Annotated in this window: 13 protein-coding genes; 10 read left to right on the top strand and 3 right to left on the bottom strand. The window is 68.5% G+C overall.

Translation table 11 applies throughout. The features are described 5' to 3' along the window. Positions 1 to 83 precede the first annotated feature (83 nt). The 6 genes from paaA to V5F63_RS20015 all read left to right on the top strand — a co-directional run bounded on the left by paaA (position 84) and on the right by V5F63_RS20015 (position 4643). Complete coding sequence (gene paaA / locus V5F63_RS20040) at positions 84 to 1082, top strand: 1,2-phenylacetyl-CoA epoxidase subunit PaaA (protein WP_394102754.1); 999 nt, start codon at positions 84 to 86, stop codon at positions 1080 to 1082. A 93-nt stretch (positions 1083 to 1175) separates the two neighbouring features. After that, positions 1176 to 1460 (top strand): 1,2-phenylacetyl-CoA epoxidase subunit PaaB, encoded by a 285-nt coding sequence (paaB, locus tag V5F63_RS20035; protein WP_209485025.1) that lies wholly within the window; start codon positions 1176 to 1178, stop codon positions 1458 to 1460. Beyond that, positions 1460 to 2236, top strand: a complete 777-nt coding sequence (gene paaC / locus V5F63_RS20030) for a 1,2-phenylacetyl-CoA epoxidase subunit PaaC (protein WP_394102755.1) — start codon at positions 1460 to 1462, stop codon at positions 2234 to 2236. The genes paaB and paaC overlap by 1 nt, the downstream gene beginning before the upstream one ends. 9 nt (positions 2237 to 2245) lie before the next feature. After that, positions 2246 to 2770, top strand: coding sequence for a 1,2-phenylacetyl-CoA epoxidase subunit PaaD (paaD, locus tag V5F63_RS20025; RefSeq protein WP_394102756.1), 525 nt, complete (start codon positions 2246 to 2248; stop codon positions 2768 to 2770). A gap of 28 nt (positions 2771 to 2798) precedes the next feature. Further along, positions 2799 to 3875: a 1,2-phenylacetyl-CoA epoxidase subunit PaaE gene (paaE, locus tag V5F63_RS20020; RefSeq protein WP_394102757.1), complete on the top strand. Its 1077-nt coding sequence runs from the start codon at positions 2799 to 2801 to the stop codon at positions 3873 to 3875. A 12-nt stretch (positions 3876 to 3887) separates the two neighbouring features. Further along, entirely contained in the window at positions 3888 to 4643 is a 756-nt protein-coding gene (locus V5F63_RS20015) for a Phenylacetic acid catabolic protein (protein WP_209485017.1), read from the top strand. 81 nt (positions 4644 to 4724) lie between these two features. Here the strand turns inward: V5F63_RS20015 and paaK are convergent, their stop codons facing one another. From paaK to paaG, 3 genes are all read right to left on the bottom strand, one after another. Continuing rightward, positions 4725 to 6056 (bottom strand): phenylacetate--CoA ligase PaaK, encoded by a 1332-nt coding sequence (paaK, locus tag V5F63_RS20010; protein WP_394102758.1) that lies wholly within the window; start codon positions 6054 to 6056, stop codon positions 4725 to 4727. Positions 6057 to 6091: 35 nt separating this feature from the next. Continuing rightward, the gene (gene paaI, locus V5F63_RS20005) at positions 6092 to 6514 is read right to left on the bottom strand and encodes a hydroxyphenylacetyl-CoA thioesterase PaaI (RefSeq protein WP_394102767.1); all 423 of its coding nucleotides are present in this window, start codon (positions 6512 to 6514) and stop codon (positions 6092 to 6094) included. 65 nt (positions 6515 to 6579) lie between these two features. Further along, positions 6580 to 7380, bottom strand: coding sequence for a 2-(1,2-epoxy-1,2-dihydrophenyl)acetyl-CoA isomerase PaaG (gene paaG, locus V5F63_RS20000; protein ID WP_394102759.1), 801 nt, complete (start codon positions 7378 to 7380; stop codon positions 6580 to 6582). A gap of 127 nt (positions 7381 to 7507) precedes the next feature. Here paaG and paaN point away from each other — a divergent pair, with 127 nt between their 5' ends. The 4 genes from paaN to paaZ are packed head-to-tail and all read left to right on the top strand — an operon-like array spanning position 7508 to position 14522. After that, the gene (gene paaN / locus V5F63_RS19995; protein WP_394102760.1) at positions 7508 to 9157 is read left to right on the top strand and encodes a phenylacetic acid degradation protein PaaN; all 1650 of its coding nucleotides are present in this window, start codon (positions 7508 to 7510) and stop codon (positions 9155 to 9157) included. A 20-nt stretch (positions 9158 to 9177) separates the two neighbouring features. Further along, entirely contained in the window at positions 9178 to 10383 is a 1206-nt protein-coding gene (gene pcaF / locus V5F63_RS19990) for a 3-oxoadipyl-CoA thiolase (protein WP_394102761.1), read from the top strand. 3 nt (positions 10384 to 10386) lie between these two features. Then, positions 10387 to 12492 carry a 3-hydroxyacyl-CoA dehydrogenase NAD-binding domain-containing protein gene (locus tag V5F63_RS19985; RefSeq protein ID WP_509210807.1) on the top strand — a complete coding sequence of 702 codons (2106 nt, stop codon included), beginning with the start codon at positions 10387 to 10389 and terminating at the stop codon, positions 12490 to 12492. Further along, positions 12489 to 14522 (top strand): phenylacetic acid degradation bifunctional protein PaaZ, encoded by a 2034-nt coding sequence (gene paaZ, locus V5F63_RS19980; RefSeq protein ID WP_394103102.1) that lies wholly within the window; start codon positions 12489 to 12491, stop codon positions 14520 to 14522. Before V5F63_RS19985 ends, paaZ begins: the two co-directional genes overlap by 4 nt. The last annotated feature ends 37 nt before the right edge of the window (positions 14523 to 14559 follow it).

Here is a 14559-nt window from a genome sequence, read left to right as displayed (position 1 = left end):
GCAGCGGCCGGAGCGCCCTCTTTGCCCACCGCGAAGCCGCGCACGAGACGCCGATCGAACAGGTCTTACCGGGAGGACACAGCATGTACGCACAGCTCGTGAAGTCCGAGGGCATGAAGTCCGCCGCCGAGCTTTCGCCGCAGGAGCGCGCCTTCCAGGAGCGCATCGACCGGGGCGAGAAGATCGAGCCGAAGGAGTGGATGCCGGAGGGCTACCGCAAGACGCTGATCCGCCAGGTCGGCCAGCACGCCCATTCCGAGATCGTCGGCCAGCTGCCCGAGGGCAACTGGATCACCCGCGCCCCCACGCTGGAGCGCAAGGCCATCCTGCTCGCCAAGGTGCAGGACGAGGCCGGCCACGGTCTCTACCTCTATTGCGCCGCCGAGACCTTGGGCGTCAGCCGCGACCAGCTGCTTGCCAAGCTGCACGACGGCAGCATGAAGTATTCGTCCATCTTCAACTACCCCACCCTCAACTGGGCCGACATCGGCGCGGTGGGCTGGCTGGTGGATGGCGCGGCCATCATGAACCAGGTGCAACTGCAGAAGACCTCCTACGGCCCCTACGCCCGCGCGATGATCCGCATCTGCAAGGAGGAGAGCTTCCACCAGCGGCAGGGCTACGACATCATGATGAAGATGGCGCAGGGCACCGCCGAGCAGAAGGCCATGGCGCAGGATGCGCTCGACCGCTTCTGGTATCCCGCCCTCATGATGTTCGGTCCCTCCGACAAGGATTCGGTGCATTCCGCCCAGTCCATGGCGTGGAAGATCAAGATCAACACCAATGACGAGCTGCGCCAGAAGTTCGTCGACCAGACGGTGCCGCAGGCGGAATATCTCGGCCTCAAGATCCCCGATCCGAACCTGAAGTGGAACGAGGAGAAGAAGGGCTACGACTTCTCCGAGCCGGACTGGTCGGAATTCTTCGAAGTGATCGCCGGCAACGGCCCTTGCAACAAGGAGCGCCTTGGCGCTCGCGTGAAGGCCTGGGAAGACGGGGCTTGGTTCCGCGACGGCCTGCTCGCCCATGCCGAGAAGGCCGAGGCGCGCCGCGCCGCCGCCCGCATCGCCGCGGAATAGCCGCTCCCGAGTAATCGCCGGTCAGGGCGAACCATAACAACAGCACATCTTCCGGACGGCCAGACCGTCCGGCCCGGAACGGGAGGAACAACCATGTCCAGCGAATGGCCCTTGTGGGAAGTGTTCATCCGTGGCCAGCACGGCCTCAATCATCGCCATGTGGGCAGCCTGCACGCGCCCGACGCGGAGCTGGCCATCAAGAATGCGCGGGACGTCTATACCCGCCGCAACGAGGGCGTCTCCATCTGGGTGGTGAAATCGGTGGACATCACCGCCTCCAGCCCCTCCGACAAGGGGCCGCTGTTCGAGCCGTCCAACTCCAAGGTCTACCGCCACCCGACCTTCTTTGAGATTCCCGAAGAAGTGGGGCACATGTGATGGCCAGCGCCGAGATCGCGGTTGATCGCGCCGCTTTGTTCGAATTCCTGACCCGGATGGGGGACAACACCCTCATCCTCGGCCATCGCGTGTCCGAATGGTGCGGCCACGCGCCGGTGCTGGAAGAGGACATCGCCCTCGCCAACACCGCGCTGGACCTCATCGGCCAGACCCAGCTCTGGCTCGGCCTCGCCGGCGAGGTGGAAGGCAAGGGCCGCAATGCCGATGCGCTCGCCTTCCTGCGCGACGCGGCAGCCTTCCGCAATTGCCTGCTGGTGGAGCGCCCGAACGGCGACTTCGGCCAGACGCTGATGCGGCAGTTCCTGTTTGATGCGTGGCACCACGTGATGCTGACGGCGCTGACCAAATCGGCGGACCCGCGCGTCGCGGAGATCGCCGCCAAGGCGGTGAAGGAGGCGGCCTATCACCTGGAGCGCTCCAGCGACCTCGTGATCCGCCTCGGCGACGGCACGGACGAGAGCCACAAGCGGATGCAGCGCGCCCTCGACGATCTCTGGTCCTACTCGGGCGAGCTGTTCATCTCCGACGATACGGACCGGGCCATGGCGGAAGCCGGCATCGCGCCCGATCCGGCAAGCCTCAAACCCGAATGGGACGCCATCGTCTCCGAGGTGCTGCGCGAGGCGACGCTGAAGGCGCCGGCCTCGTCTTATGTCCACAAGGGCGGCCGGCGCGGCGTGCACACCGAGCATCTCGGTTTCATCCTCGCCGACATGCAGTTCCTGCAGCGCGCCTATCCCGGCGCGACCTGGTAGGGGGCGATCATGGCGACCGCCACCTTGCCGTCCCTTGACGAGGTCTGGCACTGGCTGTCGCAGGTGCCGGACCCGGAAATCCCGGTGCTCTCGCTGGTCGATCTCGGCATCGTCCGCGACGTGAAATGGGACGGTGACACCCTCGTCGTTACCGTCACGCCCACCTATTCCGGCTGCCCGGCGACGGGCATCATCAATCTCGACATCGAGCGCGAGCTGAACGCGCGCGGCGTCGCCAAGGTGCGGCTGGAGCGCCGGCTCTCGCCGCCCTGGACCACCGATTGGATGAGCGCCGAGGGCCGCGAGAAGCTGCGCGCCTACGGCATCGCGCCGCCGGTGGACGACACAGCCGCGGATGGCCGCTCGCTGGCGCTCGCGCGCCGGCTCACCTCCGGCTCCAATCTGACGGTCGCCTGTCCGCGCTGTGGCTCGACGCAGACGGAGAAGGTGAGCCAGTTCGGCTCCACCGCCTGCAAGGCCAGCTACCGCTGCCGCGCGTGCCTGGAGCCGTTCGACTACTTCAAGTGCATCTGAAAATTAAAGAAATCCCGAGGAGCGCCGCATGGCACGGTTTCATTCCCTGGAGGTCGTCGACGTGCGGCGCGAGACGCGCGATGCCGTCGTCGTCACCCTCAGGCCCCGCCCCGAGGACGCCGCGGCGTTCGACTTCACGCAGGGCCAGTATCTCACCTTCCGCCGCGAATTCGACGGAGAGGAATTGCGCCGCAGCTATTCCATCTGCGCCGGCAAGGATGAGGGCTGCCTGAAGGTTGGCATCAAGAAGGTGGAGGGTGGCGCCTTCTCCACCTGGGCCAACGAGAACCTCGCCCCCGGCGACATGCTCGAAGCCATGCCGCCCATGGGCAAATTCTTCGTGCCGCTCGCCCCGGAGCTGGACCGCCACTATCTCGGCTTCGCCGGTGGCTCGGGCATCACGCCGCTTCTGTCCATCATCAAGACAGTGCTGGCGCGCGAGCCGAAGAGCCGCTTCACCCTCGTCTATGCCAACCGGCAGATCAGCTCCATCATGTTCCGCGAGGAGCTGGAGGACCTGAAGAACCTCTATCTCGGCCGCCTCTCGGTGCTGCACGTGCTGGAGAGCGAGGCGCAGGAGATCGACCTGTTCACCGGCCGCGTCGACGACGAGAAGATGGAAGGTCTTTTCAGGCACTGGATCGACGCGAAGTCGGTGGACACCGCCTTCATCTGCGGCCCCGAGCCCATGATGCTGGCCATCGCCGCCGCGCTGCGCGAACACGGGCTGAGTGACGCGCAGATCAAGTTCGAGCTGTTCGCCTCCGGCCAGCCGGGCCGGGCGAAGGCGAAGGCGGTGTCCGCGAACGTCGCCGCCAACGGCGCCGGCACCACCGCGACCGTAACTCTGGACGGCGCCACCCGCACCTTCCACATGCCGCGTGAGGGCCAGAGCCTGCTCGACGCCGCGCTCGCCGCCAATCTCGATGCGCCCTACGCCTGCAAGGCGGGCGTGTGCTCCACCTGCCGCGCCAAGGTGGTGGAGGGCGAGGTGGAAATGGCGGTCAACCATGCGCTGGAGGATTACGAGGTGCGTGCCGGCTACGTGCTCACCTGCCAGTGCTTCCCGCTCACCGAAAAACTCGTCGTCACCTACGACGAGTGAGGGGGAAAAGACATGTCCGACGTGATCGCCATCGACGATTATCTGGCCCAGGGCGGCGTTCTCTCCTCGCCCGACAACGTGCCGCCGCGCTATCGCGGCGAGCTGTTGCGGCTCATGTCCTCCTTCGTGGACAGCCAGCTCGCGGGCTCGGCGGGCTTCGCCGCCTCCATCAATTTCGCGCCCGGCATCAAGGCGCGCATCGCGGCGAGCCGCATCACGCTGGAGAAGGCGGACCATGCCGAGCGCGTCCTCGGCCTGATGGCCGCCTTCGGCACCGATACCGGCCGCTATGAGGCGCAGCACGATTGGGCGGCGCGGATCGACCGCGATGCCGATCTCGGCACCGCGCGGCATGGCGCCGACATGCGCCTCTCCGTCTTTCACTATCCCATCACGGGATGGACGGATGCCGTGGCCATGAACGTGCTCATGGGCCTGGCCTCCGGCGTGCAGCTTTCCGAATTGTCGCGGGTGTCCTACGCGCCACTGGCCGAGGTGTTCCGCGAGATCGCCCCGCGCGAGGCCCGCCATGCGGAGCTGGGGCTCGAAGGGCTGGAGCACATCGCCGCGACCGAGGTCGGGCGGGTGGGGGCGCGGGCGAGCCTCGCCTATTGGCGGCCGCGCGTCGCCGCCACGTTCGGCGTGGCCGGCTCCGCCCGCTACGACACGCTCCGCCGCCTCGGCCTGCGCCACACGCCCAACGAGGTGCTGCTGGCGGAGTGGGAGCGCATCGTTTCCGACCGCCTCGCGCCCCTCGGCCTCGACTGAGATCGGTCGCAGACAAGAAAAAGGCCCGGCATCGCGCCGGGCCTTTTTGTTGGGGCAGGGGAGGGCGGAACGCCCTCCCCGTCACTCCTTGAGGCGGCGGTCCACGATGCGCTTGGCCTTGCCGGTGGCGGTACGCTCGATGCCGCCCGGCTCGTGCATTGAGATGCGCGTGGTGATGCCGATGGTGTCCTTGATGCGCTTGAGGATGCGCTTGCCGGTGGCGTCCACGTCCACCTCGCCATAGACCTCCTCGCGGATCTCGGCGTGGACGGTCATCTCGTCCATGCGTCCGTCGCGGGTCAGCTCGATCTGGTAGTGGCCGGAGCAGGCCTCCACCGCCAGCAGGATCTCCTCGATCTGCGTCGGGAAGACGTTGACGCCGCGCAGGATGATCATGTCGTCCGAGCGGCCCGTCACCTTCTCCATGCGCCGCATGCCCGGCCGCGCCGTGCCCGGAAGCAGGCGGGTGAGGTCGCGGGTACGGTAGCGGATGATGGGGAAGGCTTCCTTGGTCAGCGAGGTGAAAACGAGTTCACCCTTCGAGCCATCGGGCAGCACTTCTCCGGTGAGGGGATCGATCACCTCCGGGTAGAAATGATCTTCCCAGATGTGCAGGCCGTCCTTGGTCTCCACGCACTCCTGCGCGACGCCGGGGCCGATGACTTCCGAGAGGCCGTAGATATCGGTCGCGTCGAGGTTGAAATCCCGCTCGATCTCCTGGCGCATGGCGTTGGTCCAGGGCTCGGCGCCGAAAATACCGTATTTGAGGGATGTCTCGCGCGGGTCGAGCCCGGCCTTGGCGAAGCCGTCCATCAGGGCGAGCATGTAGCTCGGCGTCACCATGATGGCGTCGGGCTTGAAGTCGTGGATCAACTGGACCTGACGCTCGGTCATGCCGCCGGACATGGGCACCACGGTGCAGCCCAGACGCTCGACGCCGTAATGGGCGCCGAGGCCGCCGGTGAACAGGCCATAGCCGTAGGCCACATGCACCATCATGCCCGGACGCACGCCGGCGGCGCGGATGGAGCGGGCCATCACGTCGGCCCACATGTCGATATCGGCCTTGGTGTAGCCCACCACGATGGGCTTGCCGGTGGTGCCGGACGAGCCGTGCACGCGCACCAGCTTCTCCTTCGGCACGGCGAACAGGCCGAAGGGGTAATGGTCGCGCAGGTCCGTCTTCACCGTGAAGGGGAATTTGGCGAGATCAGAGAGGTCGCGCAGGTCGGACGGATGAACGCCGGCCTTGTCGAAGGCCTGCCGGTAGAACGGCACGTTCTCATAGGCATGGCGCAGCGACCAGGCGAGGCGCTCGCGCTGCAGGGACATGATCTCGTCGCGCGAGGCGCGCTCGGCGGCATCGAGGCCGCCCTCGATGGAACGGCCCGGGGACAGTGCCGGCAGAGCCATGGTGGTCGTCTCCTCCAGATGGATCTTCTGCGAGATCAGGATTTGTTGCTTGCGGGAGCGTCCGCGCCCCCGGCGTCCGTCTGCGTGATGCGCCCGCCGATGGTGCGGGAATGGCCGCGGAACTGGGCGATCACCACATCGTCCTGCGAAACCTCGACATCGTAAATGCCCGAGCGTCCGCCGCGGCTCACCTCGCGCGCCCGCGCCACGAGGCGCTTGCCGCGGGTACCGGGGCGCAGATACGTCACCGAGCAGTGCTGGGCGACGGTGCGCTCGTCATAGGTGTTGCAGGCGAAGGCGAAGGCGCTGTCGGCCAAAGCGAAGATGAAGCCGCCATGGCCCATGCCAAAGCCGTTGCACATGCGCTCGGTGAGCGTCATGGCGAGGGTGGCGGTGCCGGGACCGACGCTAACGATCTCCATGCCGAGCCCCTGGCTCGCATGGTCGGTCGCCCACATGGCGTCGGCGGAGCGGCGGGCGATCTCCTCCGGGGAGAGCGCGGCAAGGATTTCGGACGGCGCGCTCACGAGCGGCGCCCCGTGAAGTTCGGCGCGCGCTTTTCCATGAAGGCCTTCACACCCTCGCGATAATCCGGCGTGCGTCCGGCCTCGCGCTGCAGGTCGCGCTCGAGGTCGAGCTGGTCGTTGAGGCTGTTACCGCCGGAAGCGTTAAGCGCCGCCTTGGTGAGGGCGAGGCCCTGCGTCGGCTGGGTGGCGAGGCGGGCGGTGAGCGCGCGGGCCTCGTCCATGAGCGCGGCGTCGTCGATCACCTTCCAGATGAGGCCCCATTCGGCCGCCGTCTCGGCGGAGAGCGGTTCGGCCAGCAGCATCAGCGCCCGCGCCCGCGCATCGCCGATGAGGCGGGGCAGGAAATAGGTGCCGCCGGAATCGGGCACGAGGCCGATCTTCGAGAACGCCTGGATGAACTTGGCGGAACGCGCGGCCAAAACGATATCGCAGGCAAGGGCGATGTTGGCCCCGGCCCCGGCGGCCACGCCATTCACCGCGCAAACGACGGGCTTGTTGAGGCCTCGGATGCGGCGGATGAGCGGATTGTAGAAGGCTTCGATGGTGGCGCCGAGATCGAGCGGGCCTTCGGCATTGGCGCGGGCGGAGAGATCCTGCCCGGCGCAGAAGCCGCGGCCGGCGCCGGTGAGCAGCACGGCGCGGCAGCTCTCATCGGCGGCGGCGTCGAGTGCGGCCGCAAGCGCGCCGTGCATCTCCTCGTTGAAGGAATTGAGGCGGTCGGGACGGTTGAGCGTCAGCTCCGTCCAGCCGCCATGGTCCGTGACGGTCAGCACGGCTTCGTTCAGGTGCGCCTCCACTTAAGTCCTCCCACTTGCGGGCTCTTTCGGAGCCTCTTGAATTAACCGGACGATCGGTTAATCATTAGCGCAAGGGATGGGCTTGTCAACATCATCGCACAGCGTCCCGGCACAGGGAGAGAGGACCATGGCTGACCTGTTCGCGGCCCACGCCGCGCTGCTCGAATCCGCCGTTGCCGCAGCGCGCGGGCGGGGCTTCTGGGCGGCCTTCCCTGAAAATCCCAAGGCCTATCCCGAGGGCGGCGCGGCGGAGGGCAGGGCGGCGTTTGCGGCGCTGAAGGGGCAGCCCTTCGAGCTTGCCGGCGACGACGACGCGCCCCTGATCGGCGCCGAGGTCTCGCCCTTCGGTCCCGCCCTCGGCATCACCTACCGCGCCCGCACCGTGGATGATCTGATCGGCCGCGCGGAGAAAGCCGGCGCCGCATGGGCGGCTGCCTCCATCGCGCAGCGCACGGGCCTCGCGCTTGAAATTCTGGTCCGCCTCAACAAGGCCAGCTTCCTCATCGCGGAAACGGTGGAGCACACCACCGGGCAGGCCGGCCCCATGGCCTTCCAGGCCGGCGGCCCGCACGCGCAGGATCGCGGGCTGGAGGCGGTCGCCTACGCCTATGAGGAGATGTCCCGCGTGCCGGGCGCGGTGGTGTGGGAAAAGCCCATGGGCCGCTCCGCCATCCGCCTCGACAAGGACTTCCACGTGGTGCCGCGCGGCATCGGCCTCGTCATCGGCTGCGCCACCTTCCCCACCTGGAACAGCTATCCCGCGCTCTTCGCCGATCTCGTCACCGGCAATGCTGTGATCGTGAAGCCGCATCCCGCCGCGATCCTGCCGCTGGCCCTCACCGTGCGTATCGCCCGCGAGGTGCTGAGCGAAGAAGGCTTCGATCCGGACGTGATCCAGCTCGCCCCCGACACGGTGGAGGCCCCCATCGCGAAGGTGCTGGCGACCCATCCGGCCGTGGGCATCGTGGACTTCACCGGCTCGTCGCAGTTCGGCGGCTGGCTGCGGGAGAATGTGAAGGACAAGCTGGTGTTCACCGAGGAGGCGGGCGTCAACACCATCGTCATCGCCTCCACCCCCGCCTTCGGCCCCATGTGCCAGAATATCGCCTTCTCGCTCGCGCTCTACAGCGGGCAGATGTGCACCGCGCCGCAGGTCATCTTCGTGCCGGCGGGCGGCATCGAGACCGAGGCGGGGCACAAGAGCTTCGACGAGGTGGCGGATGGTATCGCCTCCGCCATCGATGGGCTGCTGTCGGAGCCCGCCCGCGCCGCGGCGGTGCTGGGCGCCATCCAGAATCCGGCGACCCTCGCCCGCATCGAGGAGGCCCGCGCCCTTGGCCGTATCGTGCGCGACAGCGCGGCCTTGCAGGTGGAGGGCGCGCGTACGGCGACGCCGCTGCTGCTGGCGGTGGAGGCCGCCGCCGAGGCGGCCTACCTCGAAGAGCGGTTCGGCCCCATCGCCTTCGTCGTCGCGGTGGCCGATGCGGCGGATGGGGTGGCCCGCGCCACCCGTGCGGCGCGCGAAAAGGGCGCCATCACCGCAGCCCTCTATTCCACCGACGAGGCCGAGATCGCCCGCGCGGTGCCGGCCTATGCCCGCGCTGGCGTGCCGCTCTCCGTGAACCTCACGGGCGGCATCTATGTGAACCAGAGCGCCGCCTTCAGCGACTACCACGTCTCCGGCGCCAATCCCGCCGGCAATGCCTGCCTCACCGATGCGGCCTTCGTCGCCGGCCGCTTCCGCGTCGTGTGCGTGCGCCGTCCGGCCGCCGCCTGAGCCCTTTTTCGGAGATCATCATGGCTGACGCCTTCATCTGCGATTTCGCGCGCACCCCCATCGGCCGCTATGCCGGCGCTCTCAAGGACGTGCGGGCGGACGACCTCGCCGCCCACCCCATCCGCGTGCTCAAGGCGCGCAATCCCGGCGTGGACTGGGAGGCGGTGGACGACGTGATCCTCGGCTGCGCCAATCAGGCGGGCGAGGACAATCGCGATGTCGCTCGCATGGCCGCGCTCCTCGCCGGCCTTCCGGTGAGCGCGCCGGGCACCACGGTGAATCGCTTGTGCGGCTCCGGCCTCGATGCGGTCGGCATCGGCGCCCGCGCCATCATGACCGGGGATGCCGACCTCATCATCGCCGGCGGCGTGGAGAGCATGACCCGCGCGCCCTTCGTGCAGGGCAAGGCCACGGAAGCCTTCTCGCGGCAGGCGGAGATCTATGACACCACCATCGGCTGGCGCTTCATCAACCCGCTGATGAAGGCCCAGTACGGCGTCGATTCCATGCCGGAGACCGGCGAGAACGTGGCCGCCGACTTCGCCATTTCCCGCGCCGATCAGGATCTGTTCGCCTGGCGCTCCCAGCAGCGGGCGAAGGCGGCGCAGGAGGCGGGCTTCTTCGCCCGCGAGATCGCGCCCATCGAGGTGAAGGGCAAGAAGTCCTCGGTGCTGGTCGAACGGGACGAGCACCCGCGCGGCGATACGACCTTGGAGCAGCTGGCGGCGCTCAAGACCCCCTTCCGCAAGGAGGGCGGCTCGGTGACGGCGGGCAATGCCTCTGGCGTCAATGACGGCTCCGGCGCCCTTATCCTCGCCTCGGAAGCGGCGGCGAAGAAATACGGCCTCACGCCGCGCGCCCGCGTTATTTCCGTGGTGCAGGCGGGCGTACCGCCGCGCATCATGGGCATCGGCCCGGCGCCGGCGACGCAGAAGCTGCTGGCGAAGAACGGGCTCTCGCTCTCCGACATCGACCTCATCGAGCTCAATGAAGCCTTCGCCTCCCAGGCGCTGGCGGTGCTGCGCCAGCTCGGCCTCAAGGATGATGCGGAACACGTGAACCCCCATGGCGGCGCCATTGCGCTGGGTCATCCCCTCGGCATGTCCGGCGCGCGGCTCGCCATGACGGCGGTGAGCGCGCTGGAAGTGCGTGGCGGCAAGCGCGCGGTTGCCACCATGTGCATCGGCGTGGGCCAGGGCATCGCCGCCCTCATCGAGCGGGTCTGAGCGGTGGTCGCGCAGGCTTCTCCCATCAGCATCACCCGCCACGGTGCTGTTGCTGTCATTCACATCGACCATGCGCCGGTGAATGCGCTGTCTCGCGGCGTGCGTCAGGGGCTGCTGGATGCGGTGCGCGCGCTGAATGCCGACCCCGCCGTCTCCGCCATCGTCCTGAGCGGCGGTCCGGGACGCTTCATCGCCGGGGCGGACCTGCGTGAGATGGCGCTGCCGCCGGATGAGCCGTTTTTGCCCGAGGTGGTGGGCGCGATCGATGCCTCAACCAAGCCCGTGGTCGCGGCGCTGGATGGCGCGGCGCTGGGCGGCGGCTGCGAGATCGCACTGGCCTGCGATCTCAGGCTCGGATCGGCGAAGGCGCTGGTCGGGCTCACCGAGACAAGGCTCGGCATCATCCCCGGCGCGGGCGGGACCCAGCGGCTGGTGCGGCTGGTGGGGGTAGCGCAAGCCATCGCACTCGTCTGCGAGGGCCGGGTGCTGAAGGCCGGTGAGGCGCTGGAACTGGGCCTCGTCGATGACGTGGTGGAAGGCGATCTCCTCGCCGAAGCCATCGCCCGCGCGCCGTCGGTGGCGAAGCGCCGGCTCTCGGAGATGCCGGTGCCGGCGGGCGATATTGGCGAGGAGGAGGCCGCGACCGCCAAGGCGCTCAAGGGCGCCAAGGGCGTGCCGGCCATCGCCGAGGCCATCCGTGTCATCAGGGGTGCCCGGGACGGCGATTTCGCCTCCGGTCTCGCCACCGAGCGCGCGGCGTTCCTCGCCTTGCGCGAGAGCCCGGAAGCGAGAGCCCTGCGCCATCTCTTCCTCGCCGAGCGCGAGGCGGTGAAGGTGCCGGGGCTGGAGGGGGCGAAGGCCCGCCCGGTCTCCTCGACCGCCGTCATCGGCGCCGGCACCATGGGCGCGGGCATTGCCGTGGCGCTGCTGGATGCAGGTTACCCGGTGATCCTCGTGGAGCGGGATGACGAGGCCGCCCAGACCGGCGTCGCGCGCATCGAGGCCCTCTATGCCCGGCAGGTGAAGAGCAGCCGCATCACCGAGGCGCAGAAGGCCGAGCGCCTCGCCCGCCTCACCCCGGCTTCCGACTATGCGGCGCTGGCGAGCGCCGACCTCATCGTCGAGGCCGCCTTCGAGGACATGGCCGTGAAGACCGACATCTTCCTCCGCCTCGACCAAGTGGCAAAGCCGGGCGCGGTGCTCGCCACCAACACCTCCTATCTCGACCTCGACGCCATCGCCGCCGCGACGTCTCGCCCGCAGGACGTGGTGGGCCTGCACTTCTTCGCCCCCGCCAACATCATGAAATTGCTGGAGGTGGTGAAAGCCGCCCATACCGCGCCGGATGTGCTGGCGACCGCCCTCGCGCTGGCAAAGAAGATGGGCAAGCAGCCGGTTGTTGCGGGCAATTGCGACGGCTTCATCGGCAACCGCATCTATGCGGTCTACCGGCGCCACGCGGAATATCTGGTGGAGGATGGGGCGGCACCGGAAGAGGTGGATGCGGCGCTGGAAGCGTTCGGCTTCGCCATGGGCATCTTCGCGGTGTCCGACATGTCGGGCCTCGACATCGCCTATGCCATGCGCAAGCGCCGGGCGGCGACGCGGGACGCGAACGAGCGCTACGTGGATATCGCCGATCAATTGGTGGAAGCGGGGCGGCTCGGCCGAAAGACCCAAGGCGGCTGGTATGCCTACGATGCCGCCGGCAACCGCACGCCCGACCCGGCCGTCACGCAGATCATCGCGCAAGCCCGCGCCGCCAAGGGCATCGTGCCGCGCGCTTTCACCCAAGAGCAGATCCAGCTCCGGCTTCTGGCGGTGATGGCGAACGAAGGCGCCAAGGCCCTCGCAGAGGGCATCGCGCTGCGGCCGTCCGACATCGACCTCGCCTTCGTCAACGGCTACGGCTTCCCCCGCCTGAAGGGCGGCCCCATGCACGCCGCCGACGCCCTCGGCCTCGCCGCCATCCTCGCCGAAGTCCAAGCCGCCCACGCCACCGGCGGCGCCGGCTCCGAACCCGCACCGCTCCTCGTCCAGCTCGCCGCCGAGGGGACGACATTCGCAGACTGGCAGAAGGCCGGCGCTCCCAAGGGAGGGACCCAATGACCAATATCCTCGACAGCTACGCCCTCGACCGCTGGTTCACGCCCGAGGCGGGACTGGTGGACATCCCGAGCGCCATCGACGGGCGCGTCGTGGCGCGGGCCTCCACCCGTGGGCTCGATTTCGCGGCCATGGTGCGCCATGCGCGCGAGGTGGGCGGGCCGGCGCTGCGGCGCCTCACCTTCCATCAGCGCGCCGACATGCTGAAGGCCCTCGGCGCCCATCTCACCGCCCACAAGGACGCGCTCTATGCGCTGGCCGCCGACACCGGCGCCACCAAGAGGGACAATTTCTTCGACATCGACGGCGGCATCGGCACCCTCTACGCCTACGCCTCCCGCGGGCGGCGCGAGCTGCCGGGCGAGCGCTTCGTGGTGGAAGGCGCGCCGGAGGCCCTGTCGAAGAACGGCACCTTCATCGGCCTCCATGTGCTGACCCCGCTCCACGGCGTCGCGGTGCACGTGAACGCCTTCAACTTTCCCTGCTGGGGCATGCTGGAGAAGCTGGCACCGGCGATCCTTGCGGGCATGCCCGTCATCACCAAGCCGGCCACGGCCACGGCCTATGTGGCCGAGGCTGTGGTGAAGCTCATCATCGAGGCGAACATCCTGCCGGCGGGCGCGCTGCAGTTCGTCGCCGGGTCGACGGGCGATCTGCTGGATCATCTCACCGGGCAGGACGTGCTCTCCTTCACCGGCTCTGCCGCGACCTCGCAGGCGTTGCGTGACCATCCGGCCGTCTCGCGCAATGCGGTGCGCTTCATCGCCGAGCGGGATTCGCTGAACGCCGCCGTGCTCGGCCCGGATGCGGTGGAGGGCACGCCCGAGTTCGACCTCTTCATCGCGGAGGTGGTGCGGGAGATGACGGTGAAGGCGGGCCAGAAATGCACCGCCATCCGCCGCATCATCGTGCCGAAGGCGCAGGAGAGCGCCGTGATCGCCGCGCTCGCCGTGCGCCTTGCCGCCATTCCCGTGGGCGATCCGCGCCGCGACGACGTGCGCATGGGGCCGCTCGCCAGCCGTGCCCAGCGAACCGCCACGCGGGAGGCGGTGAGGGAGATCGCGGCTGAGGCGGAGATCGTGTTCGGCGATCCCGAAAAGGTTGAGCCCGTGGGCGGGGATGCCGACACCGGCGCCTTCATGGCCCCGGTGCTCCTGCGCTGCCCCGAGCCGCTCACGGCCACGGCGCCGCACGCGGTGGAGGCGTTTGGTCCCGTCGCGACTGTGATGGGCTATGACACGCTCGCCGACGCGCTCGTGCTGGTGGCGAAGGGCGAGGGCAGCCTGGTCGCCTCGGTCTATACCTACGATCCGGCAGTGGCGGAGGAACTGGTGTTCGGCATCGCCGCCCACCATGGACGCCTCGTGCTGATCGACCGCGACTGCGCCAAGGAATCCACCGGCCACGGCTCTCCGCTGCCCGGCCTCGTCCATGGCGGCCCCGGCCGGGCCGGCGGCGGCGAGGAGATGGGCGGCCTGCGCGGCGTGTTCCACTACATGCAGCGCACCGCCATCGAGGGCTCGCCCGCCCGCCTCTCGGCCCTCACACGCACCTGGCTTTCCGGCGCGCCGGCGCCGCTGAGCGCGGAGCATCCCTTCAAGCACAAGTTCGATGCCCTCAGCGTGGGCGATACGGTGGAGACGGCATCGCGCACCATCACGCTGGAGGACATCGAGCATTTCGCCCATTTTACCGGCGATACCTTCTATGCCCACATGGACGAGGACGCGGCGAAGGCGAACCCCTTCTTCCCCGGCCGGGTGGCCCACGGATACCTGATCCTGTCGTTCGCGGCCGGCCTGTTCGTCGATCCGGCGCCGGGGCCGCTGCTCGCCAATTATGGGCTCGACTCGCTCCGCTTCCTGAAGCCCGTTTCGCCGGGGGACGCCATCCGCGTGCGGCTGACGGTCAAGAACAAGCAGCCCGCCCGCAAGCCCGAATACGGCGAGGTGCGGTGGGATGCGGAGGTGTTCAACCAGGATGGCGACACCGTTGCGCGTTATGAATTGCTGACCATGAGCAGCCGCGTCTGAGCAGATTCACCCGCCGCCCCTGCCGCGGGTCAATCTG

The sequence above is a fragment of the Xanthobacter wiegelii genome (genome assembly GCF_043193855.2).
GTDB classification, from domain to species: domain Bacteria; phylum Pseudomonadota; class Alphaproteobacteria; order Rhizobiales; family Xanthobacteraceae; genus Xanthobacter; species Xanthobacter flavus_A.
This window is presented reverse-complemented; position numbering and strand designations above follow the sequence as displayed.

Excerpts from the sequence above, each read along its gene's own strand:
- V5F63_RS20015 (WP_209485017.1), top strand. The coding sequence starts at position 3,888 with ATGTCCGACGTGATCGCCATCGACGATTATCTGGCCCAGGGCGGCGTT.
- paaB (WP_209485025.1), top strand. The coding sequence starts at position 1,176 with ATGTCCAGCGAATGGCCCTTGTGGGAAGTGTTCATCCGTGGCCAGCAC.
- paaC (WP_394102755.1), top strand. The coding sequence starts at position 1,460 with ATGGCCAGCGCCGAGATCGCGGTTGATCGCGCCGCTTTGTTCGAATTC.
- paaK (WP_394102758.1), bottom strand. The coding sequence starts at position 6,056 with ATGGCTCTGCCGGCACTGTCCCCGGGCCGTTCCATCGAGGGCGGCCTC.
- paaZ (WP_394103102.1), top strand. The coding sequence starts at position 12,489 with ATGACCAATATCCTCGACAGCTACGCCCTCGACCGCTGGTTCACGCCC.
- paaI (WP_394102767.1), bottom strand. The coding sequence starts at position 6,514 with ATGTGGGCGACCGACCATGCGAGCCAGGGGCTCGGCATGGAGATCGTT.
- paaE (WP_394102757.1), top strand. The coding sequence starts at position 2,799 with ATGGCACGGTTTCATTCCCTGGAGGTCGTCGACGTGCGGCGCGAGACG.
- paaA (WP_394102754.1), top strand. The coding sequence starts at position 84 with ATGTACGCACAGCTCGTGAAGTCCGAGGGCATGAAGTCCGCCGCCGAG.
- pcaF (WP_394102761.1), top strand. The coding sequence starts at position 9,178 with ATGGCTGACGCCTTCATCTGCGATTTCGCGCGCACCCCCATCGGCCGC.
- paaD (WP_394102756.1), top strand. The coding sequence starts at position 2,246 with ATGGCGACCGCCACCTTGCCGTCCCTTGACGAGGTCTGGCACTGGCTG.
- paaN (WP_394102760.1), top strand. The coding sequence starts at position 7,508 with ATGGCTGACCTGTTCGCGGCCCACGCCGCGCTGCTCGAATCCGCCGTT.